The sequence below is a fragment of the Gluconobacter roseus NBRC 3990 genome (assembly GCF_006538885.1).
GTDB classification, from domain to species: domain Bacteria; phylum Pseudomonadota; class Alphaproteobacteria; order Acetobacterales; family Acetobacteraceae; genus Gluconobacter; species Gluconobacter roseus.
On the sequence record NZ_BJLY01000003.1, the window covers coordinates 470,181 to 494,308 of the forward strand.

General features: G+C 59.5%; 20 protein-coding genes. 17 read left to right on the forward strand and 3 right to left on the reverse strand.

What is annotated here, in order from left to right:
- Positions 1 to 2: 2 nt before the first annotated feature.
- From GRO01_RS09630 to GRO01_RS09655, 6 genes are all read left to right on the forward strand, one after another.
- Positions 3 to 1,463: an HlyD family type I secretion periplasmic adaptor subunit gene (locus GRO01_RS09630; RefSeq protein ID WP_062511267.1), complete on the forward strand. Its 1,461-nt coding sequence runs from the start codon at positions 3 to 5 to the stop codon at positions 1,461 to 1,463.
- 95 nt (positions 1,464 to 1,558) lie between these two features.
- Complete coding sequence (locus GRO01_RS09635; protein ID WP_062511268.1) at positions 1,559 to 3,331, forward strand: tetratricopeptide repeat protein; 1,773 nt, start codon at positions 1,559 to 1,561, stop codon at positions 3,329 to 3,331.
- A gap of 110 nt (positions 3,332 to 3,441) precedes the next feature.
- Positions 3,442 to 6,297, forward strand: coding sequence for a glycosyltransferase (locus GRO01_RS09640; RefSeq protein ID WP_141306971.1), 2,856 nt, complete (start codon positions 3,442 to 3,444; stop codon positions 6,295 to 6,297).
- A 186-nt stretch (positions 6,298 to 6,483) separates the two neighbouring features.
- Positions 6,484 to 7,530 (forward strand): hypothetical protein, encoded by a 1,047-nt coding sequence (locus tag GRO01_RS09645; RefSeq protein ID WP_062511270.1) that lies wholly within the window; start codon positions 6,484 to 6,486, stop codon positions 7,528 to 7,530.
- Positions 7,531 to 7,667: 137 nt separating this feature from the next.
- Positions 7,668 to 8,900, forward strand: coding sequence for a glycosyltransferase family 4 protein (locus GRO01_RS09650; RefSeq protein ID WP_062511271.1), 1,233 nt, complete (start codon positions 7,668 to 7,670; stop codon positions 8,898 to 8,900).
- 39 nt (positions 8,901 to 8,939) lie between these two features.
- The gene (locus tag GRO01_RS09655) at positions 8,940 to 9,359 is read left to right on the forward strand and encodes a hypothetical protein (RefSeq protein ID WP_062511272.1); all 420 of its coding nucleotides are present in this window, start codon (positions 8,940 to 8,942) and stop codon (positions 9,357 to 9,359) included.
- Between the two features lie 64 nt (positions 9,360 to 9,423).
- Here the strand turns inward: GRO01_RS09655 and dps are convergent, their stop codons facing one another.
- Positions 9,424 to 9,963: a DNA starvation/stationary phase protection protein Dps gene (dps, locus tag GRO01_RS09660; protein WP_062511274.1), complete on the reverse strand. Its 540-nt coding sequence runs from the start codon at positions 9,961 to 9,963 to the stop codon at positions 9,424 to 9,426.
- A 360-nt stretch (positions 9,964 to 10,323) separates the two neighbouring features.
- Here dps and pstC point away from each other — a divergent pair, with 360 nt between their 5' ends.
- Genes pstC through GRO01_RS09690 form a run of 6 tightly spaced genes read left to right on the forward strand, consistent with a single transcriptional unit; the run spans position 10,324 to position 15,732 of the window.
- Entirely contained in the window at positions 10,324 to 11,304 is a 981-nt protein-coding gene (pstC, locus tag GRO01_RS09665; protein ID WP_062511276.1) for a phosphate ABC transporter permease subunit PstC, read from the forward strand.
- Entirely contained in the window at positions 11,301 to 12,173 is an 873-nt protein-coding gene (pstA, locus tag GRO01_RS09670; RefSeq protein ID WP_062511278.1) for a phosphate ABC transporter permease PstA, read from the forward strand. Before pstC ends, pstA begins: the two co-directional genes overlap by 4 nt.
- A 20-nt stretch (positions 12,174 to 12,193) precedes the next feature.
- A complete protein-coding gene (gene pstB / locus GRO01_RS09675; RefSeq protein WP_228124222.1) occupies positions 12,194 to 13,000 on the forward strand; it encodes a phosphate ABC transporter ATP-binding protein PstB in 807 nt (268 codons plus the stop codon).
- A 6-nt stretch (positions 13,001 to 13,006) separates the two neighbouring features.
- Positions 13,007 to 13,741, forward strand: coding sequence for a phosphate signaling complex protein PhoU (phoU, locus tag GRO01_RS09680; RefSeq protein ID WP_062511280.1), 735 nt, complete (start codon positions 13,007 to 13,009; stop codon positions 13,739 to 13,741).
- Positions 13,738 to 14,460 carry a response regulator gene (locus GRO01_RS09685; protein ID WP_062511281.1) on the forward strand — a complete coding sequence of 241 codons (723 nt, stop codon included), beginning with the start codon at positions 13,738 to 13,740 and terminating at the stop codon, positions 14,458 to 14,460. The genes phoU and GRO01_RS09685 overlap by 4 nt, the downstream gene beginning before the upstream one ends.
- Positions 14,461 to 14,517: 57 nt before the next feature.
- A complete protein-coding gene (locus GRO01_RS09690; protein WP_062511520.1) occupies positions 14,518 to 15,732 on the forward strand; it encodes a sensor histidine kinase in 1,215 nt (404 codons plus the stop codon).
- A 73-nt stretch (positions 15,733 to 15,805) separates the two neighbouring features.
- On the opposite strand, the gene GRO01_RS09695 is transcribed toward GRO01_RS09690, so the two are convergent.
- Both GRO01_RS09695 and GRO01_RS09700 read right to left on the reverse strand, forming a co-directional pair.
- On the reverse strand, positions 15,806 to 17,221 hold the full coding sequence (locus GRO01_RS09695; protein WP_062511522.1) for an amino acid permease: 1,416 nt from the start codon (positions 17,219 to 17,221) through the stop codon (positions 15,806 to 15,808).
- 191 nt (positions 17,222 to 17,412) lie between these two features.
- Positions 17,413 to 18,672 carry a lytic transglycosylase domain-containing protein gene (locus GRO01_RS09700; protein ID WP_062511283.1) on the reverse strand — a complete coding sequence of 420 codons (1,260 nt, stop codon included), beginning with the start codon at positions 18,670 to 18,672 and terminating at the stop codon, positions 17,413 to 17,415.
- Positions 18,673 to 18,735: 63 nt separating this feature from the next.
- On the opposite strand from GRO01_RS09700, the gene GRO01_RS09705 reads away from it, so the two are divergent.
- The 5 genes from GRO01_RS09705 (at position 18,736) to GRO01_RS09725 (ending at position 24,123) form a co-directional block, all read left to right on the forward strand.
- Positions 18,736 to 19,209 carry a flagellar basal body-associated FliL family protein gene (locus GRO01_RS09705; RefSeq protein ID WP_062511284.1) on the forward strand — a complete coding sequence of 158 codons (474 nt, stop codon included), beginning with the start codon at positions 18,736 to 18,738 and terminating at the stop codon, positions 19,207 to 19,209.
- Positions 19,206 to 20,324, forward strand: a complete 1,119-nt coding sequence (fliM, locus tag GRO01_RS09710; RefSeq protein WP_231490448.1) for a flagellar motor switch protein FliM — start codon at positions 19,206 to 19,208, stop codon at positions 20,322 to 20,324. Before GRO01_RS09705 ends, fliM begins: the two co-directional genes overlap by 4 nt.
- 14 nt (positions 20,325 to 20,338) lie before the next feature.
- Positions 20,339 to 20,836 (forward strand): DUF6468 domain-containing protein, encoded by a 498-nt coding sequence (locus tag GRO01_RS09715; protein ID WP_062511286.1) that lies wholly within the window; start codon positions 20,339 to 20,341, stop codon positions 20,834 to 20,836.
- Positions 20,837 to 20,842: 6 nt separating this feature from the next.
- On the forward strand, positions 20,843 to 21,577 hold the full coding sequence (locus tag GRO01_RS09720; RefSeq protein WP_062511288.1) for a MotE family protein: 735 nt from the start codon (positions 20,843 to 20,845) through the stop codon (positions 21,575 to 21,577).
- A 284-nt stretch (positions 21,578 to 21,861) separates the two neighbouring features.
- Entirely contained in the window at positions 21,862 to 24,123 is a 2,262-nt protein-coding gene (locus tag GRO01_RS09725; RefSeq protein ID WP_141306973.1) for a tetratricopeptide repeat protein, read from the forward strand.
- Positions 24,124 to 24,128 lie beyond the last annotated feature (5 nt).

Here is a 24,128-nt window from a genome sequence, read left to right on the forward strand (position 1 = left end):
TCATGAGCTCTTCCGACATGATCCCGCAGGACGACAATACGTCGCGTCAGTCCGGCGAAGATTTCAACCAGCATGTTCCTCGTACGGCCACGGATCCTTTTGCGCCTAACGACATGCCGCTGGCGCTGCTCGAGTTTCACTCTCCGACTGCAGGATTGGTTAATCTTCCTGCCACGCCGGCGGCCCGTTATATTATCCTTCTCATCGGATGCCTGTTCCTGGCTTGTGTGGCCGCCATGGCGCTGTTCCCGATCAACCGCGTTGTTTCCACGCCCGGACGTCTGATTTCAACGCAGCCAACCATTGTTGTGCAGCCACTTGAGACGGCCATTATCCGCTCCATCGATGTCCATGTCGGCGATTTCGTCAAAAAGGGTGACATCCTGGCTCATCTTGATCCGACGATCACCGAAGCGGACATCACGAACATGCGCCAGCAGCGTGATGCCTATCAGGCAGAATATGACCGTCTGAAAGCCGAGGCTGCCGGTCAGGACTATCATGCCAACCTGAATGAGCCGGCTTCTGTGGAGCAGGGAGCTGCGTTCCTGCGTCGCAAGACCGAATATCAGGCACATGTCGAAAACTATGCCCAGCAGATCGCAAGTCTCGAAAGCGATATCCAGGGCTACCGGGCCAATGCCGCCATGTATGGCAGCAAGATGCGCGTTGCCTCCGAAGTGTTGCAGATGCGTCAGCGGGAACAGGCCGATCAGGTTGGGTCCCGTCTTTCAACTCTCGGCGCCCAGACCGAACTGATGGAAGCAGAACGGGCGGAGATCGCAGCCCAGCAGAGTGCGAATTCAGCAGAGAAGAAACTGGCCGCTATGAAAGCGGAACGTGACGGCTATATCGGAAACTGGCAGGCCAAGATCTATTCTGATCTCACGGAAGCTGGCCACCATCTGGCGGAATATCGCAGTGCCTTTGAAAAGGCGCGTCTTCGTCAGGATCTTGTTCTTCTGCGCGCACCGGAGGATGGTGTCGTCCTGACGATTGCTCAGGGATCTGTTGGTTCCGTGCTGCAGTCGGCAGGACAGTTCATTACTCTTGTGCCCACTGGCTATGGTCTTGAAATGGAAGCTGTCATGCGTTCGCAGGACGTGGGCTTCGTTCAGGTTGGCGACCATGCGCTCCTGAAATTCGCAACATTCCCGTATGACCAGTATGGTGGTGCGGAAGCAACGGTCCGGGTCATTAGTGCCGACGCCTTCACGCCGTCTTCGCAGAATGGAAGTGGTGGTGCAAATGGAACTTCGCCTAGTGAAGATACCTCGGCTTCAGGTGTCTATCGGGTCCGTCTGCGGATCGACCGCTATACGCTTCACGGTCAGCCTTCTTTCTTCCATCCGATGCCCGGCATGTCCGTAACAGCCGATATCGATGTCGGAAAGCGGACGGTACTACAGTACCTGTTCAACAAGATTACCCCGGCAATTACCAATGGCATGAGGGAGCCATAAGAAAAGGATGGAGCGCCTTTAAGGAAGCGCTCAAAGGAACGCCCGGCAAAGCCCGGGCGTTTTCATATGATAGTTATTCAGGACCTGTGCCGCTCATGTCGCTCAAACATCGTATTGGCGCCCTTTTCTCCTCAAGAGGAAAGCTGGAATATGCGATCCATCTTACGGAAAATGGCAAAGCTGTTCAGGGGTTTGCGCTCCTCAGTCGTCTCGCCGCTGCAGGAGATGCCGAGGCCTCATTCCGGGTTGGACGTGCTTATCTGGATGGATTTGGTGTGCCGCCCAGTCTCGAAGATGGCGCGCGATGGATTTATCAGGCGACCAAGGCAGGTCATATCGAGGCAACGTTCATTCTGGCGACGCTCTACACTGTAGGGTTGCCGGAAGGATTTGAAATCCAGACATCCAGCGAAGGACTGGATCTTTCCCAAAAGCCTCAGATTGGCCCCAGACATCCGGATTTTCATCTCGGACACCGATGGGCCAAAGTTGCGGCAGAAGCCGGGTCTCCGGATGCGCAGGCCCTTCTTGGATATATTCTCACGAATGGTCCCGAGGATCTTCGTGATCTTCCACAGGCACGCACCTGGTATGAACGTTCTGCCGAAGCCGGGTGTTCTCAGGGACATCTTGGGGTCGCGCTTTCCATTCTTGATAGTGCGACGACAGGCGAGGAATTATCGTCTGCTGCCCGGCACCTGCTGGAAGCGACGAAAGGCGGTCTTGGAACAGCTTTTGATATTTTGGGCCGCATGTATGAATCAGGTTCCGGGGTGCCGCGGGATCTTGGAAAAGCGGCGACTTACTTTCATGAAGCTGCGGAACGCAATGTTGTCACAGCTCAGGCCCGGTACGGGCTCATGCTGCTGGAGGGGATTGGCACCCCCAAGCATTACGGGCGGGCTGAGACCTGGTTGAAGCGGGCTGCAACGAATGGTGATACCCAGTCTGCGGCGTTACTTGGTGATCTGTGTACCAATGGTGGGGAACTGCCGCCTAATCTTGTGGAAGCAGCCAAATGGTATCGGCTCGCAGCAGAGCAGAAACATGCTGGAGCCGCGCGTGCGCTTGGGCTGCTGTATCTGACGGGCAATGGCGTTCATCAGGATCCCGATGTGGCGTCGCACTGGTTCAAAATTGCTTCTGAAGCCGGGGATGCGCATGCGGACGCCGATTTTGGAAACCTGATCCTTGCAGGTGCTGCAGCAACCTCTGATGAAAAAAAGGCGCTGCATGAACGTTTTGAAAAGGCAGCCGAAAAAGGCGATCTGGTGGGCGCCTATAATCTCGGTGTCTCTTTCGCAGAGGGCGTGACCGGGACGCAGAACGGACGTGAGGCGGCTCGGTGGATGCAGAAGGCCGCTGATGGTGTCGTCAATGCCCAGTATTGGTATGGCAGGATGCTGCTGGAGGGACGTGGCGTACAGCCTGATCCCGCACAGGCCCTTTACTGGATGGAAAAAGCCGCGGACGCAGGCATGGCCGAGGCACAGGTCACGGTGGCGGGTCTGCTTGTGAACGGAAACATCAACGGCCGCAAGGATCATGAAAAAGCGTTGGCCCTTTATCGGAATGCTGCCGAGAGTGGGAATGTAGATGCTATGTTCTCTCTCGCTGCGATGTACGGAGGGGGGCATGACGTGCCCGAAAACCGTCCGCAGGCCCAGTTGTGGTTCCGCAAGGCGGCCCAGCGTGGAAATGGGCTCGCCCAGATGATGCTGGGTCGTTATCTCGTGCGTGGATTGGCCGGGGTGACGGACCCCGTGGAAGGCCGTATCTGGCTGGAGCGGGCGAAAGCCCAGAATATCAAGGATGCTGAAGTCGAGCTTGTCATGCTGGATGAGGCTCAGCCGGATGACGATGACTGATCTCTGTGTCTGCTGATCATTCTTCTTCCAGTCGGAAGCCATCCAGTGCGGCTTTTGCCGGTTTTGGCCGAACTGTCAGCGATGAAGACCGGGCCCTCTGGCGGGAGGCGATGAGCCGCCGGGCCCAGGAGGCTTTTGCCAGAGGACAGGCTGCTTTTCAGGGTGGCAATACATCGCTCGGTCTGTTCTGGCTTGAGCGCGCCGAGAGGATGTCGCGACACAATCCCAACCTGAAATGGTCGGTCGGGTTGGCCTGTCTGTCCGCTGGACGGCTTGTCGATTGTCTGCTTCGTATGGAAACACTGCGGCAGGATTTCGGTCTGCGCGAAGCTGCTTTTCTGGAAGTCGTTTGTCTCATGCGGCTGCAGCGGGCGGAGGAAGCCACTGCGAGGATGCAGATGGCCCTTTCGCGCTTTCATGCCGCGCCAGAAACCCATCCGCTTGCGGAGCAGATCGCCGCTTCTGCAAGACTTCCCGGCTGGATGACGGTGTCCAATACAGGCACAGTTCTCCTTGGGGTGTCCCGACCGGTCCATTTGTTTCTGGACGGAAAGGAGATCGCCAGAGGCATAACGCACGACACGTACGATCTTCCGGAAGGCTGGCGTTCGGCCAGGCAGTTGGAGGTTCGGGTCGGACGGCAGCATATTCTGGGCAGTCCGTTCGACATTGCCGCCCTGACCCGGTGTGAGTCCTTCGTCGAAGCCACAGGGGATGGCCTGAAAGGCTGGATCTGGACACCTGCCGAACCTGAATATGCGCCTCTTGTTACTCTCTGGGACGGTTCCAGCCTGCGTGCCGAGGCTTTCGCACAGGATGTCGACAGCGATATCCCACTGGCTCGCAACCGGGCATTTCATATCCCGCGCGCGCAGTGTCCGAAAGGCGATCCAGGGCCACTCGAACTACGGGATGAAAATGGACGCCTGCTGACTGGTGCCCCTGTCGATCCCATGGTTGGAGAACTGCTCGCAAAGCATATGTCGGGCTTGCCTGCGCGCCTGCAGCCAATCAAGGTCGAAGGGCCGGACATGCGTGCCCGCCATTCCCGCAAAAGCCCTGGCTGCGCGATCGTTATTCCAGTCTACGCTGACCGGCTCCGTACGTTGGCCTGTCTGCGGAGTGTTCTGGCGACATGCCCACCTGATGTGCCCGTGATCGTCGTGGACGACGCAACTCCGGAACCCTCTCTTGCCAGCGCGCTCGATAAACTGGTGGAAGAAAACCGGATCATTTTGATCCGTCATGACCGGAACCTGGGTTTTCCGATTTCTGCCAATGATGGGATGCGAGCCGCGGCAGGGCGTGACATCCTGCTGCTGAATAGTGACACGCTTGTTCCCAAAGGCTGGGTTGAACGCCTGCGTACGAGGCTCGCCTGTTCGAATGTCGGCACGGTCACGCCACTCTCCAATGACGCAACTATCCTGTCCTATCCGTCCATTGAACGCGCCAACCCGGTCCCGTCACTCACGGAGATGCGTGCGATGGACCGGTTGTGCCGGGACAATTTCCGATCGCAGGATGCGAACAGTGGTAACGGGATTGAGCTGCCCACGGCCCACGGATTCTGCATGGCGATTTCTGCAGACTGTCTGGCAGAGATCGGTCTGTTCCGGGAGGATCTGTTTGCCCAGGGTTACGGCGAGGAAAATGATTTCTGTCTTCGTGCTTCAGCAAGAGGCTTCCGCCATCTGGCCGCACCAGAGCTTTTTGTTGCGCATGTCGGTTCCGCATCGTTCGGGACGGCGCGAAAGGCACTCGGCGCGCGCAATCTTGAAATCATCAACGCCCTGCACCCTGGCTACGACCAGCTTGTCAGGCGCTTCATTGCCGCCGATCCGTTGCATGAAACGCGGCGCAGACTGGATGCGGCAAGGCTGATCCGTCTGGCCGCAGGTCGGTCCGCCGTTCTCATGGTGCAGCACGACGCCGGGGGCGGGGTGGGGCGTGTCGTACGCGAGCGGTCGGAATCGTTCGAAGCTGCTGGTTTTTTCGCGCTCGCCCTGCGTCCGCATGAGAGCGGATGTCTGCTGGAATATGCGTTGGACGGCAAACGCTTTCTCAACCTGAAATTCCGTCTTCCGGACGAACTACCGTCGCTGTTGGACCTGCTCAGGACCCTGCAGGTCGAAACGGTTGAATGGCACCATCTGATCGGTCATGCGCCCTGTATTCGCACCCTGCATGATGCGCTCGGCGTGCCTTATGACGTGTTCATTCACGATCATGTCTGGTTCTGCCCACGTATTTCGCTTTGCGACGGGGAAGGGCGTTACTGTGGGGAACCTGATCTGGCGGGCTGTGAACTTTGTGTGTCACGCTGGGGAGGTTATCTCGGGGAAGACATCTCGCTGCCCGGACTTCTGGCCCGCTCTGCCCGGGAATTGTCTGGTGCGCGCGCACTCATGGCGCCCTCGGATGATACGGTTCGGCGCATCCGGCGCCATTTTCCCGGCCTCGCGATTGAGGCGCTGCCGCTGGAAAACGATGCTGTACTCTGGAAGGGCATCCGTCCGAACCATCATGCAAAATCCGGGCAGCCGCTCCGGGTCTGCGTCGTTGGCGGGATCAGTCAATGGAAGGGCTATGATGTTCTGCTGGCACTGGCAGAAGAAATCCAGACCCATCGCCTGCCGATCGAACTGTCTCTGGTCGGGCATACGCATGACGATGATGCCCTGATTTCGCGCGGTGTTCGCGTTACCGGAGAGTATCGCGAAGAGGAAGTGCAGGATCTGATCCGGCAGCAACGGCCGGATGTGGGTCTGATCCCTTCCGTCGCGCCCGAAACCTGGTGCTATGCACTGGGTCAGGTCTGGCGCAATGGTCTGGAGGCTGTCTGTTTTGATCTGGGCGCGCAGGGAGAGCGGGTCAGGAGAAGCATGACCGGCCTTGCCGTCCCTCTTGGAATTCCGCCTTTTCAGCTTGCCGCGATGCTGTTGCGGCGATGGGGTGCATCCTGACGACGGGTGGTTTACCTTTTTTATGGAAACAGGCCACTATAATGTCCGAACACATGCCTGTATTTGTAGGAGGCCGTTGCAACACATCGTCGGGATGCTGCTCATAACTGCGATGACCACTCGTGACAGTTTGTGAAACATACCGGTATTATTGCCCGCAAGAACGGACGCAATTGGGAGTAGGGAATGTCTAACGCCGCCGAAGCACCACGACAGAACCGGGTCATTGACCTCAAGGCCGGGGCGCACATGATGGTGCTGGATGCAGGGATTTTCTGCATCTTTCATGCTGCCGGACAGGCGCCCGCAGGTCCGGCAGGGCTGCCGGGTGTCCGGATCTCCCGCGCGCCGGGTACGCCGCCGGGACTGGTGACGGTCAGTACTTTTGAGGAAGATGGCTGGATCGGTGGATCGAACGGCGCAGCCCTCGTCCGGGTTATGCGTGGCCCGGCCGCCGTGCTGGTGACAACCTATCAGGAACCGGACAGCGTTCATCCGGCTCCCCGTCTGCAGGTTGCCCAGCTGGCTGGTCCGGTAACATCGGCTCCTGCCCAGCCGGCTGTCCCGGCTGCTGCTGTGGCGCCGGTTGCAGCAAAAGCGCCTGCACCTGACGTGAGCGAAGCCTCCGCGGAAAAAGTGGCCGAGAAGATCGCAAATGATATCTCCGCCCACATCCAGCGCCGTGGTGATGTCGCAACCGGCATCGGACACTGGATGGGTGTACCGGGCAGCCAGAGCTGGATCGAAGGCTTCAGCATTGCGCCCGAAGATGGCATCCCGGCATCGGACATCGAATATCAGGCGGTCCTCGGCAAGGGCTGGCTGTCTCCCTGGGCTGAAGGCGGCCAGTATTGCGGCTCGCGTGGTATGGCACTCCCGATTCTCGGTCTGCGGGTCCGTCTGAAAGGCAAGTCCGCCGAAGCGCACAAGGTTCGTCTGACGGCCACATTCACGGATGGTACACGTCTTGGGCCTGTAGATGGCTCCGAAGCGCTCGAGGCGGAGAGCCTTGCCCCGCTGGAGTCTTTCCTGCTCGAATTCGTGAGTGAGAGCGAAGAAATTCCTGCGCCCAAGTCTGAAGCCCCCAAAGCTGCAACTCCCAGGGCTGCGTCAAAAGCGGCGTCCAGCAAGACAAGCGCAAAGGCGCCTGCCAAGCCGCGCGCTCCGAAGGCTGCTGAAGCCAAGGCCAAGCCTGCTACTCCGAGAAAGCGCAAGCCTGCTTCGGCGTCCTGATCCATCGGTGATGTCTGACTGAGTGACCGGGGAAGGCGTGATCCTTCTCCGGCCGTTTTGAAAAACTGCTGCTGTCTGCTGTCCTCTCCGTGCGCGAACTGGAAGCCGCAGAGGCTTCCAGTCGCTCCGGAGACGACGTGCGTTATCTATTCGTTCATCAGAATTTTCCGGGACAGTTCCTGCACTTTGTTCGCCATCTTCAGGCGCAGGATCATGAGATCGTCTTCATTTCCGAAGCCAATAACGGTCATATTCCCGGGGTGCGGCGCGCCATTTACCGTGTGCCCCGGCTGCCGTCGACAGAGACACATGCTCATCTGAGAGAATTCGAGTACGGTCTGCTCCGTGCTGAAGCCGTTGCAACCGCCGCACGGACGCTCAAGGGTCTTGGCTACGAGCCTGACATTATCATCGGCCATCATGGCTGGGGCGAACTGCTCAATCTGGGGGATGTTTTCCCGAACTGTCCGATCCTCGGATATTTCGAGTTTTTCTATCATGCCGACCGTAATGACGTCGGTTTTGATCCGGAATTCCCTCCGTCTCCGGAACTCGCCGCAGCCGTCAGGGTCAAGAACGCGATCAATCTGCAGGCGCTCTGTCTGGCAAACGGATACGGCCAGAGCCCAACCCGGTTCCAGCTTGGAACCTATCCTGGCTGGGCGCAGGAAAAGATTTCCCTGCTGCGTGAAGGGGTCAATCTGGAACTCTGTTCTCCGGACCCGCAGGCCAGACGGCGTAATCTGGCCATCAAGGATGTCCGCATTACGCCCAAGATGCCGCTTGTGACTTATGTCGCGCGTGACCTTGAGCCCTATCGCGGTTTCCATGTCGTGATGCGGGCTCTCCCGCGTATTCTTTCAGAGCGTAAAGATGCCCATGTCATCCTCGTAGGGGGCGATAAGGTCAGCTACGGCACACTTCCCCTGGGAGGCGGAAGCTGGCGTGAAATCATGCTGCGCGAGCTTGGGGATAAGCTCGACCTTGATCGCATACATTTTGTCGGCAAGGTTGAATACGATGATTTCCGGGCGCTGCTGCGTCGCTCGGATGCGCATCTCTACCTGACCTATCCGTTCGTAGCCTCTTGGTCTCTGCGTGAAGCCATGGCGACAGGCTGTCCGATCATTGGCAGTGATACAGCCCCGGTCAGGGAGTTCATCACAAATGACGTGACCGGCCGTCTGGTGCCGTTTCTTGAGCCGGAGAAGATTGCCGAAGCAACTCTTACCATGCTGGATGATCGCAAAACTGCCCGACGTCTGGGGCAGGAAGCCCGTCGTTATGCTGAAGCTGAACTCTGTCTGAACGATTATCTGAAAAATTACGATGAACTGGTCGCCCGGATCATGAAAACGCACTCTTCTTAGAGAGGGAATTGAACGCAACTCCAGAAAGGATAAGCCAGTATGATGAATGAAATAGTCTCGGCGCTGGAGGCCGCTGTAGGGCGGTGGGTCTGTAAAAAGGATGCGTCATCCCAACCAGCGCTGCTCACACAGTCAGACGTTCATGATCTTGCCATGGCTACAACGGCAGGAATGTCAGATCCAGCATTTCCGGAAGGGGAACGGGAATGGGGCAATCTGCGTGAACTGACAAAGAGCTGGGTTGTCCAGCAGAAGCCGGGAGCCAAACCAGGCCCATTAGAGGTCCAGGATTTTGAACATCTGGCAGCTCTGATCTCGCCGGTACTTCCTGCATCCGAGCCCGTTAGTTCTGCTGTTCGCCAGGATGATACCACTCCCGTTCAGTCAAACGTAGAGCGCTGGACATACGAAGCAGCCGATCTGACTTTTGCCCGCGAACATCTTGAGCGATGCCTCTGAAACGCAGAACGCCCCGCAGAAGATCTGCGGGGCGCTGACTGATCGCAAAATCTTACCGGAAGGATCAGCTACGACTGCCTTTGTGGTCACCATCACGCATCTCACCGGTCGGCTCCTGAACATGGGCCTCGAGGAACCAGAGATGCTTGTCGAGGCCACGGGACACTTCCGTAAACACATCGGCCGTATCGTCATCCCCGGCCTCGTCCGTCACCTTGATGGACTCGCGCATGTTGTTGGCAACCGTGGCGTAGCGGTCGATCAGGGCCGCGAGATGGTCGGCAACACGGTAGACGTTGGTCGGGTAAGGCGTGCAGGCACTGTTCTTTGAAACTTCCTGCACCGTTCCCAGCGCCGTGCCGCCAAGCTGGACAGCGCGCTCGGCAACCGTATCCGAGAACCCGTCAATGCTGGACCGGAAACCATCAAGCATTTCATGGACGCCGATGAACTGCGGCCCCTTGAGATTCCAGTGGGCCTGCTTGGTGATAAGCGCCAGATCGATCAGGTCCGAAAGCCGGGCGTTCAGCGTTTCGATGGAAACATTCTTGGTGTTGTCCGCAGTGTTGTTCTGCGTCACGTGGCGGTCTGTTCTGGAAGCCATGGGATTACTCCTGAGCATCTGAATACGACCCGAAGGCGGGTCATCAGGTTGCTGAAAGATCTTGGCGCCTGCTCTTATGCAGGCTGTCAGTCTCCCAAACGTGTTACATGTGCCACAGTTCCCATCCAAACTCCGGGCGTGTCGTGACAGTTCCATCACCCGTGCAGTGTAAAATCCGGCAGTGCCGCCCGGCGTGCAGGCACGATCCGCAGTCACCGTTTCGTTCAGTGATGACATAAATCTTTCATCACGCCTCGTTCCTGTTCCGGTTGTTCTTCCATGACAGGACGGCTAATGCACTGAAGTGGTGGCTGCGGCTGCCGGATAACGCCCGTTTTTTCAAGTCAGAGCTTCTCACGCATGACCCTTGCCACAGCCACGCAGCCTACCGAGGCCCGCGACAAGGCCGGTGTTTCCCATAGTGGAAGCCGCCGCAGCGGGCCCGATACCGCATTCCATCTTCTGGTCGCGGCATCCGCGCTTCTGGTGCTGGTGGTGCTCGGTGGTCTCGTGGTCCTCATGGGCGTGGGTGGCAGTCAGGCCTTCCGCACGTTTGGCCTGGGCTTTGCCTTCCGTAATGTCTGGAATCCGGTTGCCGATCAGTATGGTGCCTGGGCGCCGCTGTTCGGTACCATTGTCAGCACGCTGATCGGCGTCATCATTGCTCTGCCGCTGGCCTTCGGAACGGCTTTCTGGCTGACCGCAATGGCACCGCCCCGGATCGCGGCCATCGTTGGAACCGCCGTGCAGCTTCTGGCCGCCGTGCCGTCCATCATTTTCGGCATGTGGGGCTTCTTCACGATTGTCCCCTTCATGGCGCGGACGGTCCAGCCATTCCTGACCCATCATTTCAAGCATGTGCCCGGCATCCGCTTCATCATCCATGGCGCGCCGTTCGGCACGGGTCTCATGACGGCCGGGCTGGTGCTTGCGGTCATGATCGCTCCTTTCATGACCGCCGTGATGCGGGACGTTTTTGCCGCTATGCCCAATATGCTGCGTGAAAGTGCCTACGGCCTTGGCGCCACGCGCTGGGACGTGATGTGGAAAGTCGTTGTTCCCTGGTCCCGTTCGGGCATGATCGGTGCGATCGTGCTGGGTATGGGGCGCGCACTGGGTGAGACCATGGCCGTGACCTTCGTGATCGGCAACGTGACGGCTGTGGGCTGGTCGCTCTTCGCGCCCCGCAGCACTGTTGCCTCACTGATTGCGCTCCAGTTTCCGGAAAGCCCGGCTGGTTCGCTGCGCCTGTCGTCCCTGCTGGCTCTGGGCTTCATCCTGATGCTGCTGTCCTTCGCCAGTCTGGCACTCGCGCGGATGCTGCGGGGAGATACGAAATGAGCGAGACAACCGTTTCCACAAACGGCTGGAAGCCCAATCCCCGCGCGGCCCGTCGCCGGAGCGCCGATCATCTCGCCACGGCCTTTGGCATGGTTATGGCCGGCATCCTTGTGCTGGTACTGGCCTCCATTCTGTGGACGCTCCTTTCGCGCGGGCTTGCCGGCCTCTCCGCCGCGGCGATCATGAAGCCCATGGGGCCTCCCGGGTCGTCCTCGGGTCTGGCTAATGCGATCGTCGGCAGCCTGATCCAGACCTTTCTGGCCCTGTTGATGGCAACCCCGCTGGGCCTTGGCTGTGGGATCTATCTCTCAGAATATGGCGCAAAGACCAACAGGTTCGCGTCCTGCGTCCGCTTCGTGTCCGATGTGCTGATGTCGGTTCCGTCCATTCTGGTCGGTCTGTTCGTCTATCAGGTCATGGTTGCACCGTTCGGGCACTTCTCCGCCTTGGCCGGTTCCGTGGCACTCGCGATCTTGGCGGTGCCGATCATCGTGCGCACGACCGAGGACATGCTGCGGCTTGTGCCGACGTCGATGCGCGAGGCCGGAGCAGCACTTGGTGCCACGCGCTGGCGGGTAACGCTCTCGCTGTGCCTGCGCTCCGCCAAGACAGGCGTTCTGACCGGTATTCTTCTGGCACTCGCCCGTGTGAGTGGTGAGACGGCGCCGCTGCTGTTCACGTCGCTGGGCAACCAGAACTGGTCTTTCAGCCTCAACCGGCCGATGGCGAGCCTTCCGGTGACGATCTACCAGTATGCCGGTGCGTCCTATGAAGACTGGGTGCAGCTGGCCTGGGCCGGTGCGCTCCTTGTGACAATGGGCGTTCTGGCCATCAATATTGCCGTCCGCGTCTCGGCGCGACGCGGATGACCCCGGAAACACTGCAGGGGATGACACAGGATTTCATGATGACCGAGACTGATCCGCAGATGGTGAAAAGCCCTGAAGTGGCGCTGGCTGTCCGCAATCTGAACTTCTATTACGGCGAAAACCACGCCCTGCACGACATCTCGGTGGATTTTCCGGCGCGTCGCGTTACGGCCATGATCGGGCCGAGTGGATGTGGCAAATCGACGCTGCTGCGCGTGTTCAACCGCATGTACGATCTGTATCCCGGCCAGCGCGCGACGGGTGAGGTGATTTTCGACGGGCGCAATGTTCTGGACCGGGATCTGGACCTGAACATCCTGCGTGCCCGCGTGGGGATGGTGTTCCAGAAGCCGACGCCGTTCCCGATGTCCATCTACGATAACATCGCTTTCGGCGTGCGCCTGCATGAGAAGCTGAACAAGGCTGACATGGATGCGCGCGTGCAGGACGTGCTGACGCGTGTTGCGCTGTGGAACGAAGTCCGCGACCGTCTGAATGCTCCGGCATCCGGCCTGTCCGGTGGCCAGCAGCAGCGTCTGTGCATTGCCCGTTCCATTGCGACGCGCCCGGAAGTGCTGCTGCTCGACGAGCCGACTTCGGCGCTGGATCCGATTTCCACGGCGCGCATCGAGGAGCTTCTCGATGAACTCAAGGAAGAGTTCACGATCGCGATCGTGACCCACAACATGCAGCAGGCTGCGCGCTGCGCGGATCAGGTGGCATTTTTCTACATGGGACGGCTGATCGAAGTGGACAGTGCGGACCGCATGTTCACCAATCCGAAGCAGCAGCAGACCCAGGACTACATCACCGGCAGGTTTGGATAACGCGTCATGGCTGACAGATCCCATATCGTCAAAAGCTACGAACAGGAGTTGGGCCAGCTCCGGTCCATGATGGCGCAGATGGGCGGCATCGTGGAAAATCAGGTGGCCCTCGCGCTGTCCGCCATTGCGGACCGCAATGAGGAAGCCGCCGATGCCGCCGCGCGTCAGGACCCCGAAGTGGATCAGCTGGAGCGTGAGGTCGAAAGCCTTGCGATCCGTCTGCTGGCGTTGCGCAGCCCCATGGCGGGCGATCTGCGCGAGATCGTGGCGGCCCTGAAGATCACGGGCGATCTGGAGCGGATCGGCGATTACGCATCGTCCATCGCGCGTCGTTCGCTGCGGATCAGGATGCCGGAAAACCAGATCTCGCTTTCAGGTCTGCGCAGCATGGGACGTCTGGTGCAGGAAAACCTGCGCCGCTCGATCGATGCCATCACGCAGCAGGATTCCAACCGTGCCATGGAAGTCTGGCACTCGGACCGGGCCGTGGACGAGTATTACACGGCGCTGTTCCGTGAGCTCGTGACCTACATGATGGAAGATGCCCGCAACATCCGGGCCTGCACGGAACTGCTGTTCATCGCCAAGAATCTTGAGCGGATCGGCGATCATGCGACCAATATTGCCGAGCGCGTTTTCTATGCCGTAACCGGCGACAACCTGCCGTCCCTGCGTCCGCGTGGCGGTCCGGCTTCCGGACTGACAGTAGCCGAAACGATGCAGGAGCCTGACGTCCGGTGAAGGGACCATCGCCGGCACGTGCCAAGGGGCTCGTTCTTCTGGTCGAGGACGATCCGGCCCTCCTGCTGATGACCTGCTACAATCTCGAACAGCGCGGCTACCGGGTCGAGAAGGCCGAAGATGGTGAGGCGGCCCTTCTGGCGCTGGAAACGTCCCGTCCGGACGCTGTCGTGCTGGATTGGATGCTTCCGGGACTGTCAGGGCTGGATGTGTGTCGCCGGATCCGCGCCAATCCCGCACTGCGCGACGTTCCGGTCCTGCTTCTGACGGCCCGTTCGGCCGAGCAGGATGCGATCCGCGGGCTCGATACGGGTGCGGACGACTATCTGATGAAGCCGTGCAGCATCGATACGCTCGATGCGCGTCTGCGGGCGCTGCTGCGGCGGCACCAGTCCTCCTATGACCGTCTGTCCTTTGCGGACATTACGCTGGACCCTGAGACGCACCGCGTGGAACGGGCCGGGCGGATGCTGTCGCTGGGGCCGACGGAATACCGCCTGCTGGATTTGCTGATCCGCAACCCACGCAAGGTGTTTTCCCGCGAGGATCTGCTGCGACGGATCTGGGGCCAGAACATCCATGTCGAGATCCGGACGATCGACGTTCATATCCGGCGCTTGCGCAAGGCCATTAACGGGCCGGGTGAAGTCGATCTGGTGCGGACCGTGCGTGCAGCCGGCTATGCGCTGGATGACGGCCCGACGACGGACGGCGGCTGACGGGTGCCGCCGGGGGGACTTCCGCCTGCAGCGGACACGCTGCCCCTGCAGGTGGGGATGGTCCTCGTCTGTGTGGCGCTGGCTGGATGGGTGCTGGCGGTCTGGTTGCTGCTGCGTCAGCCCCGCGTTCCGACATCTCCTCCCGATGACTATCTGACACCGGTATCTCCGGCCGATCTGCCGGTTGATCCGCTGCCGGCCTGCGCCGTGGTGTTGGACGGGCTGGGTGCGATCGTACAGGTCAATGAGGAGGCAGCCTCACAGTTCGGGGAAACGGTCGGCGCCATCCTGCGTCACCCTGCAGCGCGCGCCGCACTTTCGGCGGCATTGCGGGCCCCGGCCCCCCTCCCGAGCGTGGGGAGCAGTGGCCGGGGCGATCTGCCTCCGGTCTGTTCCACGACCTTTACCCTCGATGTGCCGGTCCCTCGCACGCTTCACCTGATGCTGCGCCGGCTTCCCGGTGGCAAGGGGCAGGACAGGCGCGTTCTGGTTGTTCTGACGGACCGGAGCGAGGCGCAGGCCGCAGACCGGATGCGCATGGACTTCGTCGCCCATGCCAGCCACGAACTCCGCACGCCGCTGGCTTCCTTAAGTGGATTTATCGACGCGCTGCGGGGGGCAGCTGGCGAAAATCCGGCCATGCGGCAGCAGTTTCTCGATATCATGAGCCAGCAGTCCGAGCGGCTGAAACGCCTGATCGACCGGCTGCTGTACCTGTCCCGCGTGCAGGCCCATGAACATCAGCGCCCCCGCGACGTGGTGGATGTTGCGGACCTCATGGCGGTTGTCCTTGGGGAAGTAGCTCCGCGTTTCGAGGAGGAAGGGCGGACCTTGAAGCTCGAAATCGAGGACGATCTGCTGGTTCGAGCCGATGAGGACGAAATGGTTCAGGTTCTGCTGAACCTGATCGAGAATGCGCTCCGTTACGGCGCCAGATCGGGTGATCCGCTGACCATTACCCTGTCGGCCAAACGTGCCGTCACCCCCGATGACCGCTGGCCTGCCGATGGCGGCATCATTCTCGGAATCGAGGATAATGGCTGTGGCATGGAAGCACACCATCTGCCGCGCCTGACCGAGCGTTTCTATCGTGCGGGTGCTCCTACTGACGGAGCCGGTCAGGGGACGGGTCTTGGCCTGTCCATCGTCCGGCATATCCTGGACCGGCATGGCGGGCGTCTGCGGATTGCGAGTGCGCCGGGGAAGGGGACAACCTGTCTGGTCTGGCTGCCGGCAGCCAGCGCGCTTCAGGTGGCTTCGGCAATAGAGTAAGAAGCCTGCTCCTGGATATGAAAAAGGGCGCTCCCAACAGAGCGCCCTTTTTGTGTCTGATGAAACGTATCGGTCAGGCCCGATGTCGGCTGCGGTCCAGAAGACACCAGCCTCCGATCAGGATAGCGCCGATCAGAGGGATGGCACCGATGGTGATTGTGCCGTCCGGATAGTCGAAGGCCATCATGATCAGAACGAAGCCCAGAAAGCCGAGGGTAGCCCAGGTCGTATAGGGTGCGCCGGGCATGCTGAACCCTGTGGGTGCGATGTCACCGCGGTTGATGGCCGCACGCAGCCGCAGCTGGCACAGCAGAATGAAGCCCCAGGTGCTGATGATGCCCAGCGCCGAGAAGTTCAGAACGATTTCGAAGACGCGGGACGGGATGAGGTAGTTCAGCATCACGCCGACCAGATAGACAGCCAGCGTGGTGAGAATGCCGACATAGGGCACCGAACTGCGGTTCAGCTTGCCCAGAGCCTTCGGGCCAGAGTCGCCAAGTGCGAGTGCGCGCAGGACACGGCCGGTGGAATAGAGGCCGGAATTCAGGCTGGAGAGGGCGGCAGTCAGAACCACGATGTTCATGATGGTGCCGATGCCCGGAATGCCGAGTGCCTGAAAGAACGTCACGAACGGGCTGGTGCCGGCGTGATATTCGGTCCAGGGCAGCAGGCAGACCAGCAGGATCACGGAGCCCACATAGAACAGGGCGATACGCCAGATCACGCTGTTAATGGCGCGGGGCAGGATTTCGCGGGCGTCCTCGCATTCACCAGCAGCCGTGCCCAGCAGTTCAATGCCGGAATAGGCGAACACCACGCCCTGAAGCAGCATGAGGGCCGAGAACATCCCGTGCGGGAAAATGCCTCCATTTTCGGTAATCAGGTGAAAGCCGGTCGTATGGCCTGCAACCGGCATGCGTGTCCCGAGAATGAGGGCACCGGCCACAAGGAAAAGCGCCAGCGCCACGACCTTGATGAGGGAGAACCAGAACTCCATCTCACCGAAATAGCGCACGCCAATCATGTTCATCGTGCCAACGATTGCCAGCGCCACAAGTGCGAATGCCCATTGCGGAACCGGCAGGAACACTGCCCAGTAATGCATATAGAGGGCTACCGCCGTGATATCGACGATTCCGGTCATGGCCCAGTTCAGAAAGGACAGCCAGCCCGCCATGTAGGCGGCCCGCTCGCCGAGGAACTCACGCGCATAGGTCACGAAGCTGCCGCTGGTCGGGCGGTACATGACGAGTTCGCCCAGCGCCCGCAGGATCAGGAACGAGAAGACACCACAGATCGCATAGATGATCGCAAGGGACGGACCAGCCACCTGAAGGCGTGAGCCCGCTCCGAGGAACAGCCCTGTTCCGATGGCGCCACCGATGGCGATCATCTGAACATGACGGCGTCCGAGATCCTTGTGATAGCCTTCCTCGCTGATGGCCCCTGCATGGGTCGGGGTGTGATCGGGAGCCGGGCTTGTCGTCATCTGCACGTCCTGGGAAGTCGTCATAAAAGGTGTCGGTAAAGCTGTATGGGGCATGACGAGAGGCGGGGCCGTGAGGGCCTACGCTTCATGCGCGTCAGCTATGTGTGGCATGCATGGGAACATAGGCGAAAGTTACCGCATTGCCAACGCGGATTGCTTCTGACGCCGCAACTGTTCTCTCGGCTGTGCCCTCAATGCCCCGGCGGGACGGCCATGCAGGCCATTCCCTGTCCGGAAAGAGTTGAGCACGCCTGCGCTGCCCCGACCCGACTTATTCCGGTCAGACGCGCCCGCCAGACCGTGGCGCCATGGCTGGATGTCGGATGAACTTCGATTCGGGCAGACTGGAGCGGGGTGAAGGCGGCCTGTCGCGCCATGGTGGCCGCGAATTTTGCCTGTCCGATACTCGCAAAGGCCCCCACCTGAACGGCCCAGGGACCATAGCTTCCAGGACGATGGTAGCCGACGACCATGGTGGTCGATTCTGTAGGCTGCGTTGGCAGGGTGTGAGGCGTTGGAATGACTGGTGGCGGCGGAAGAGCGTGGGCAGGGGCTGGCTGTTGCAGGGCCAGCATGGTGCTGCCTGCGGGAGCGGAACTCGCCGTCGCGGCAGGAGGCGCAAGTTGCGGGGTGCTAACAGGCTGGACGGCGCAGGGCACATCGGGGTCGTAGGCGTCGTCCGGGTTACATGGAATGGCGCTGGGCGCGGCAATCGGCGTTTGCGCCGCAGCGGTTGTGACATGGCGGCTGGCCCAGACCTGTCCCACGCTCCGTGATGCGGTCATGACTGGTGCTGGTGCAGTTCGGGCAGGAGAGAGGCTCGCGAGGGCTGTGCCGGACTGGGAAGCGTTCAGCTGATCGGCACTGGCATAAGCCGCCAGCGGACCTGTCATGGCAATCTGCGTACCAAGATTGGGCGTGATGCTTGCGACATAATTGACGGTTTCGTTGGGCAGCTGGCGTCCCTCGTAAAGGTAAGCCTCAAGCCGCTGCGGACCCGCATTATAGGCCGCCAGAAAGGCCGGCGCGCCATATTTGCGGGCAAGGATGCTGATATAGCCCGTACCCGCCATGATGTTGTCATGCGGCTCATAGGGGTCGGCCCGAAGGCCATAGCGTGAGCGCATGTCGGCATAGGTCTGGGGCATGAGCTGCATCAGACCCATTGCCCCTGAATGGGACGTGATAGGTCGCCCGTCCAGGAACTGGTGCCCTCCCGATTCCTGATGGATAACGGCGCGGATCCACTCCTGCGGAATCGAGAATCGGCTGGCAGCCTGAAGGATGTAGGGCCGCCACGGATCCCCCGCTGGTCCGGGCGCGCGATAGGCACCGCTTGAGGAATAATAGCGGTTGTAAGGAGAACGCTGGGAGGCGCAGCCCGCAAGGGCTGTGAGGCTCAGGATGATGGTTCCCGTCTGAAGGAAGACTCGCCTTTTCCTGCGCATCATAAACCCGCTGTTAATCTTTTGTGCCGATGATGAGCGCTGTCCGAAAGAGAAGGCAGACGAACGGTGACGACGGAGACTCCGGAAAACGAAACCCCGGTCAAGAAGGGGGGTAAGCGCAAGATCATCATCCTTGCAGTGCTGGCATGCCTGCTTCTGGCTGGTGGTGGAGCCTTTGCATGGAAGCATTTTCGTCATGCGGCAACCCCGGTGGCCAAGACAGCCGCCCAGCCGGTGAAATGGACGACCATCACCATTCCAACCATTCTCTCAAATCTCGACTCCGGCCCAGATCGTACGCGATATGTCCGGATCGGTGCCAGACTTGAGGTTGAAGACGGCAAGAACGCCGCAAATGTGTCAGCTTTGATGCCACAGATTCAGGACGCTTTTCAGACCTGCCTGCATGGCATGCAGCCTTCGGAACTTTCCGGGAGTGGCATTTACCGGCTGCGGGAAACCATGCTGGCGCAGATTACCAATATTGTTGCACCGCTGCGGGTTCGGGATCTCTTTTTCGTAGAGGTGCTGGTGCAGTGAGCGACGACCGACAGGCCGATACCGCTTTTGCGGACCACGATTCTGATATGCCGGCTGCGGCGTTTCCTCTGGCCGGGCAGGGTATGACTGGTTTTGGGTCTGATGGTGATCAGGACCGCGTACTCAGCCAGGCAGAAATCGACAGCTTTTTCGGTAATGATTCCGCAATCAGTGGTCCTGTGGACAGTACTGGTATTGAGCGCGTGGTCAGCACATCCGGTGTGTCGTCCGAGCGACTGCCGATGCTTGAAGTCGTTTTTGACCGTTTTACGAGAATTCTGACGACAAGCCTGCGCAATTTTACCAGCGACAATGTCGAGGTCTCGATGGATCGTCTGGGATCTCAGCGTTTTGGAGATTACCTCGAAAAAGTGCCCGGACAGGCCATGTTTGCGGTCTTCAAGGCGGAAGAATGGGACAATTACGGCATTGTCGTACTGAGTTCGCCTTTGATTTATAGCATTGTTGATGCGCTTTTAGGTGGGCATGTCCGTAGTGACAGCTTGGCCAGCGGTCCGACCAGCCGTCAGACCGGACGGCATCATACGGCGATTGAACGTGCTTTGATCGAGCCAATGGTCAGGATCATTCTGGATGATCTGGAAACGAGCTTCAGTCCGCTCTGTGCCGTCAATTTTCATTTCGAGCGGCTGGAGATGAATTCCCGTTTTGCGATGATCTGTCGCGCCGGAAACGGCGTCGTGACCTCCCGTTTCGGCGTTGATATGGAAGGGCGAGGAGGGGATGTGGACATTGTGCTGCCGCATGCCACTCTTGAACCTGTCAGGGACATTCTGCTGCAGCAGTTCATGGGCGAGAAATTCGGTCATGACGGTATGTGGGAAAACCACCTTGCCGAAGAACTCTGGCAGACGGATCTGACTCTGGATGCCGTTCTGGAAGAGCAGACCCTGAATCTGAAAGATATTATGAAGCTCGCTCCCGGAGATCAGCTGGTTCTGCGTCGAAAACCGGATGCCCTCGTCAGTCTGCGCTGTGGCGAACACGCGCTTTTCAAAGGGCGGGTCGGCCGCAGGCAGGGACAGGTCGCCGTCAAGATTGAAGAAGTTCTCAACCGGAAACCCGGCACGGACCGTGCCACATCCTATAGCTGAACGGAGCATATTTCATGGATAGATTTCAGCTTTGGATTGAGATTGCCCTGTCAGTACTGCTGCTGGTGACGATTTTCTACAGTCTCTATCTTGGACGTGCCCTTTCCATTCTGCGGCGTGACCGCGGCCAGCTCGATGCCCTGATCGCAAGCCTTCAGTCCAGCAGTGCGCAGGCCCAGTCCGGCATCGACCATCTGCGGCAGACGACTGAACTCGTCGGGCGTGCTTTGGGCAAGACCGTCGAGTCTGGCAAAAGTCTGAAACGGGATCTTGCGATGTTGTGCGACCGGTCCGAGACCCTTGCCCAGCAGCTGGAATCACTTCTGCCTGTGGGACGGGTAGCAACAGCCTCTGTCAAAGCCTCTCCGCGACCTGAAGAACGCCCGGAAGAAACAACTTTCCGTTCAGCGCTTCGTCTGAAACCGGATGAAATACGGACGATGAAGCCTAGCGGCAGCAAGAGTGCCGCTGAACGGGAACTCCTGCGCGCCCTGCGCCAGAAGCAGGGATAAGCAGCCATGTTTTTCCGTATCCTGCATCTTGCCTGTGGTCTGATGATTGTTCTTCTGGGGGTCAAGATCTACGCAATCGCGGGGGATCTGATGGGCGACACGGAGCCTGCTTCCTCGTCCTTGACCACAGTTGCCATGGCTCAGCCGCAACCGCAGTCTCAGGCTGAAGCACCTGTATCGGTGGCTCCGCCAGCTCAGCCTGCAAAAGCCGCGGTACCTTCATCGCCTTCCTATTCAGCCGTTCCCAAAATGGACGATCTCTGTACGCATGGAGGCTGCAAGGGGCCGGCGCCTAAAACTCCGGCAGCCACAACACAGCCTACTGATCCTGTGTTGGCAGAGCAGCTTGCTGCCCGGGAAAAGGAACTGGAACGCAGGGATGCGGCTCTGAATGATCGTCAGCGTCTGGTCGATGCCGCTGAGGAGGAGCTGCAGCGTCGGATGACGGCACTGGAGAATTCACGAACTGCGCTTGAGAACAGTGAGCAGCATTCAGATCAGTTACGGAATGATGACGCGGATCGTCTGGTCAAAATCTATCAGGCCATGAAGCCGGAGGATGCGGCAGCGATCTTCAATATTCTTGATCTGCGTGTGGGAGTGGCACTGCTCAATAAAATGAACCCGCGCAAGGCTTCGGCCATTATGGAGGCCATGTCTCCACAGCGCGCCATTCTGGCTACGCAGCTCCTTGTGAACTCCCATGCGCGGCCTGCCACCCGGATTGGCGGTAACGGATGAGACGGGCCTTTCTGGCGGCCGCACTGGGATTGTCGTCTTTTGGAGCGGCGATGGCAGCGCCTGTCGCCAAAGCTCCCGCGTCAAAGCCTGAGACAAAGGAAGTGCATGCTGTAAAAGCAGCAGATGGAAATCTGTTGCCTGCTGGATGGTCCTTTCTGAATGATCCGTCTCCCCTTTTCCCTCATCCTGAAAAAGCGATACAGGAAAAACAGACTGTTCCTGGAGCTGGGTCATCATCTGAAGGACAGTCACAAAGTATAAGACCTTCTGCCGGGGGAGCGTCTGTGCAGGTTCCCGGCGCAACCGGATTGTGGTTGCCGCTGGGCGAGTTGACACCTGTGGCCGCGTTTCGGAACGGACAAAATCTCGTTCTTGTGGCTGCAGGACGGCATGTTCTTGATACGGCGGGACTGGCGGGAATTGGACCTTTCACATCGGTGTCCAGCCATATGCTGCCGGATGTCACTGTGATTACCATCGGTCTGTCGGATGAGCGTAACCCTGTTCTGCGGCCGGTGGGTGCAGGATGGACAGTGTCTGTCGCCTCAGACGTAAAGCCGCAGGACGATATGCTTCTGGGACAGGACGGGAACGCGCTAACGTTTATGCCTCCTGTTGAAGAAGGTCAGCCGCAGGTTGTTGCGCTGGATGATCCTGATTCGGGTCGACGGCTTTTGCTGGGTATGACCCGCTCCGGGCGCATTCAGAAGACCATGCGTCGGCTGGGAACCGGATTTGCAGTTCGGAGCAGTCTGATTGGGGTCGTAGTTGCAGCTGATTCCGATACGATCGAATTGCGTCAGACGGGTGGAAAGCTGGTTCTGGACACATCGGGTCCAAACAGCTTCCCGTTGCTGGCCTCTAACCGTCTCCAGCCTTATGGTTCTTCCCTGAGTGGCGTCAGCCTGAGTACGGGGACGCCGGAAGAGCTGAGGGAAGCCCTCAGACGGAGTGAGGTTTCAGCGGCGCTGGCCTCTTCGGGTGACCGGTTTAATGCGCGCATGCGGGTTGCGCAGGCTGCAGCCCGCGCAGGGAATGGTCCACTTTTGAGCGAGGTCATGCAGGTCGCCTTGCAGGATTGGCCTGAAGGAATAGAGAAACCTCAAGCGCGCCGGCTGCAACAGATATCGGCTGTGCTCAATGATCGGCCGGGTTCTTCTTCTCTGGCAGAAGATGGAGGCAGTACGCCTGAAGATCAGCTCTGGCGTGGAATGATGCGCATGCTTCTGCCTGCAGCCAGTCGTACCGGACAGGCTGTGTCAGGATCTGCTGAAAACGATCGTCTTCATACCGCTGATCTGATCGCGACGGGCCTGCCGGTACTTCAGGCATACGCGGCACCTTTGCGAGATCGTCTGTTGCCGCCAGCTGCCCAGTGGGTTGCACGTTACGGAAGTGATGGAGCTACGAAGATTCTGGATCAGTTGCCGGACGCGCCCCAGGTCGCTCTGGCCAGAGCGCTTCTTGCTGCTCGCAGGGATGCGCCGGAGGCGGAGGCGAAACTGTCTACGCTTGCGCACGATCCATCGCCTCTTGTCTGGCCTGTGGCTCGGGAAGCATCTCTCCGACTGGCGCTGGAGAGAAAGACATTGCCTTCACAGGCCGTAGCAGACCAGATGGATGGCATTCTGCCTGCCCTTCGAGTTGCAGGAAGGGAAAAGCCCGGGCGTCTTCTTCAGGTTGAGGCTCTCATGCAAGCTGGAAATCTGGGGGCTGCTGCCTCCGCAGTTCAGGAATGGTCTCATCTGTATCCGGATGACGCTTCTGAGATCCAGCCGCAGAAAACCGATATCATTCACAGGATGGCGCAGTCAGCGTCTTCAGGTGCGCGACAGAACATGGATGAGGTCGCATTTCTCAAAGATGCACTCACCCAGGCGCCTGATGATATTGCGCGACGGGATATCTTGGACGGTCTTGCACGTCGTTACGAAGCGCTGGGGCTGCCGGATCAGGAACGGGAGACATTGCGGAGTCTCCTTGCTTCCGAAAGTGGCTCAGAGGCCATGAATGTCCGGATTCGACTGGCTGGGCTCGAACTGGATATGGGTGATCTCAAAGCGGCCCGACAGGATCTTGCGGTGTTCGCCGAAGGATCCTCAGACGCAGCTCTGGCGCTCCCGGGAGGGAATAGCCATCAGACTGTTGAGGTCGCGCTGTTGAGGGCACGCATCGCCCTTGCTGATCATCGTTCGGATGAAGCGGCAGGCGAACTGGCGACCGTTCGTGATCCGCGTGCATGGGATTTACGGGCGCAGATGGCTGAAAAGGCCGGGGAGTGGTCGCGGGCCGTACAAGCCCTCCTGCCCATGCTGGACGGTCTTCCTGCTGGTGGGGAGGACACGAAGGCGTTGTTGTCGGCGGAGCAGCAGGCTCTTGTCCTTCGGATCGGGGGGGATGCCTCCAGGGCGCAGGATCAGCAGACGCTCAACAATCTGCAGGCCCGCTTTGCTCCCTTGATGAAAAGCACACCATCCGAGGGCATCTTCCGTCTGCTGACGGGCGGACATGAACAGGCTTCCTCGCCGGTTTCCGCAGGCGGTTAGACCCC

Excerpts from the sequence above, each read along its gene's own strand:
- GRO01_RS09655 (WP_062511272.1), top strand. The coding sequence starts at position 8,940 with ATGATGAATGAAATAGTCTCGGCGCTGGAGGCCGCTGTAGGGCGGTGG.
- GRO01_RS09640 (WP_141306971.1), top strand. The coding sequence starts at position 3,442 with ATGAGCCGCCGGGCCCAGGAGGCTTTTGCCAGAGGACAGGCTGCTTTT.
- GRO01_RS09635 (WP_062511268.1), top strand. The coding sequence starts at position 1,559 with ATGTCGCTCAAACATCGTATTGGCGCCCTTTTCTCCTCAAGAGGAAAG.
- pstB (WP_228124222.1), top strand. The coding sequence starts at position 12,194 with ATGACACAGGATTTCATGATGACCGAGACTGATCCGCAGATGGTGAAA.
- GRO01_RS09645 (WP_062511270.1), top strand. The coding sequence starts at position 6,484 with ATGTCTAACGCCGCCGAAGCACCACGACAGAACCGGGTCATTGACCTC.
- phoU (WP_062511280.1), top strand. The coding sequence starts at position 13,007 with ATGGCTGACAGATCCCATATCGTCAAAAGCTACGAACAGGAGTTGGGC.
- GRO01_RS09720 (WP_062511288.1), top strand. The coding sequence starts at position 20,843 with ATGTTTTTCCGTATCCTGCATCTTGCCTGTGGTCTGATGATTGTTCTT.
- pstC (WP_062511276.1), top strand. The coding sequence starts at position 10,324 with ATGACCCTTGCCACAGCCACGCAGCCTACCGAGGCCCGCGACAAGGCC.
- pstA (WP_062511278.1), top strand. The coding sequence starts at position 11,301 with ATGAGCGAGACAACCGTTTCCACAAACGGCTGGAAGCCCAATCCCCGC.
- GRO01_RS09715 (WP_062511286.1), top strand. The coding sequence starts at position 20,339 with ATGGATAGATTTCAGCTTTGGATTGAGATTGCCCTGTCAGTACTGCTG.
- GRO01_RS09700 (WP_062511283.1), bottom strand. The coding sequence starts at position 18,672 with ATGATGCGCAGGAAAAGGCGAGTCTTCCTTCAGACGGGAACCATCATC.
- GRO01_RS09695 (WP_062511522.1), bottom strand. The coding sequence starts at position 17,221 with ATGACGACAAGCCCGGCTCCCGATCACACCCCGACCCATGCAGGGGCC.
- GRO01_RS09690 (WP_062511520.1), top strand. The coding sequence starts at position 14,518 with ATGGTCCTCGTCTGTGTGGCGCTGGCTGGATGGGTGCTGGCGGTCTGG.
- GRO01_RS09630 (WP_062511267.1), top strand. The coding sequence starts at position 3 with ATGAGCTCTTCCGACATGATCCCGCAGGACGACAATACGTCGCGTCAG.
- dps (WP_062511274.1), bottom strand. The coding sequence starts at position 9,963 with ATGGCTTCCAGAACAGACCGCCACGTGACGCAGAACAACACTGCGGAC.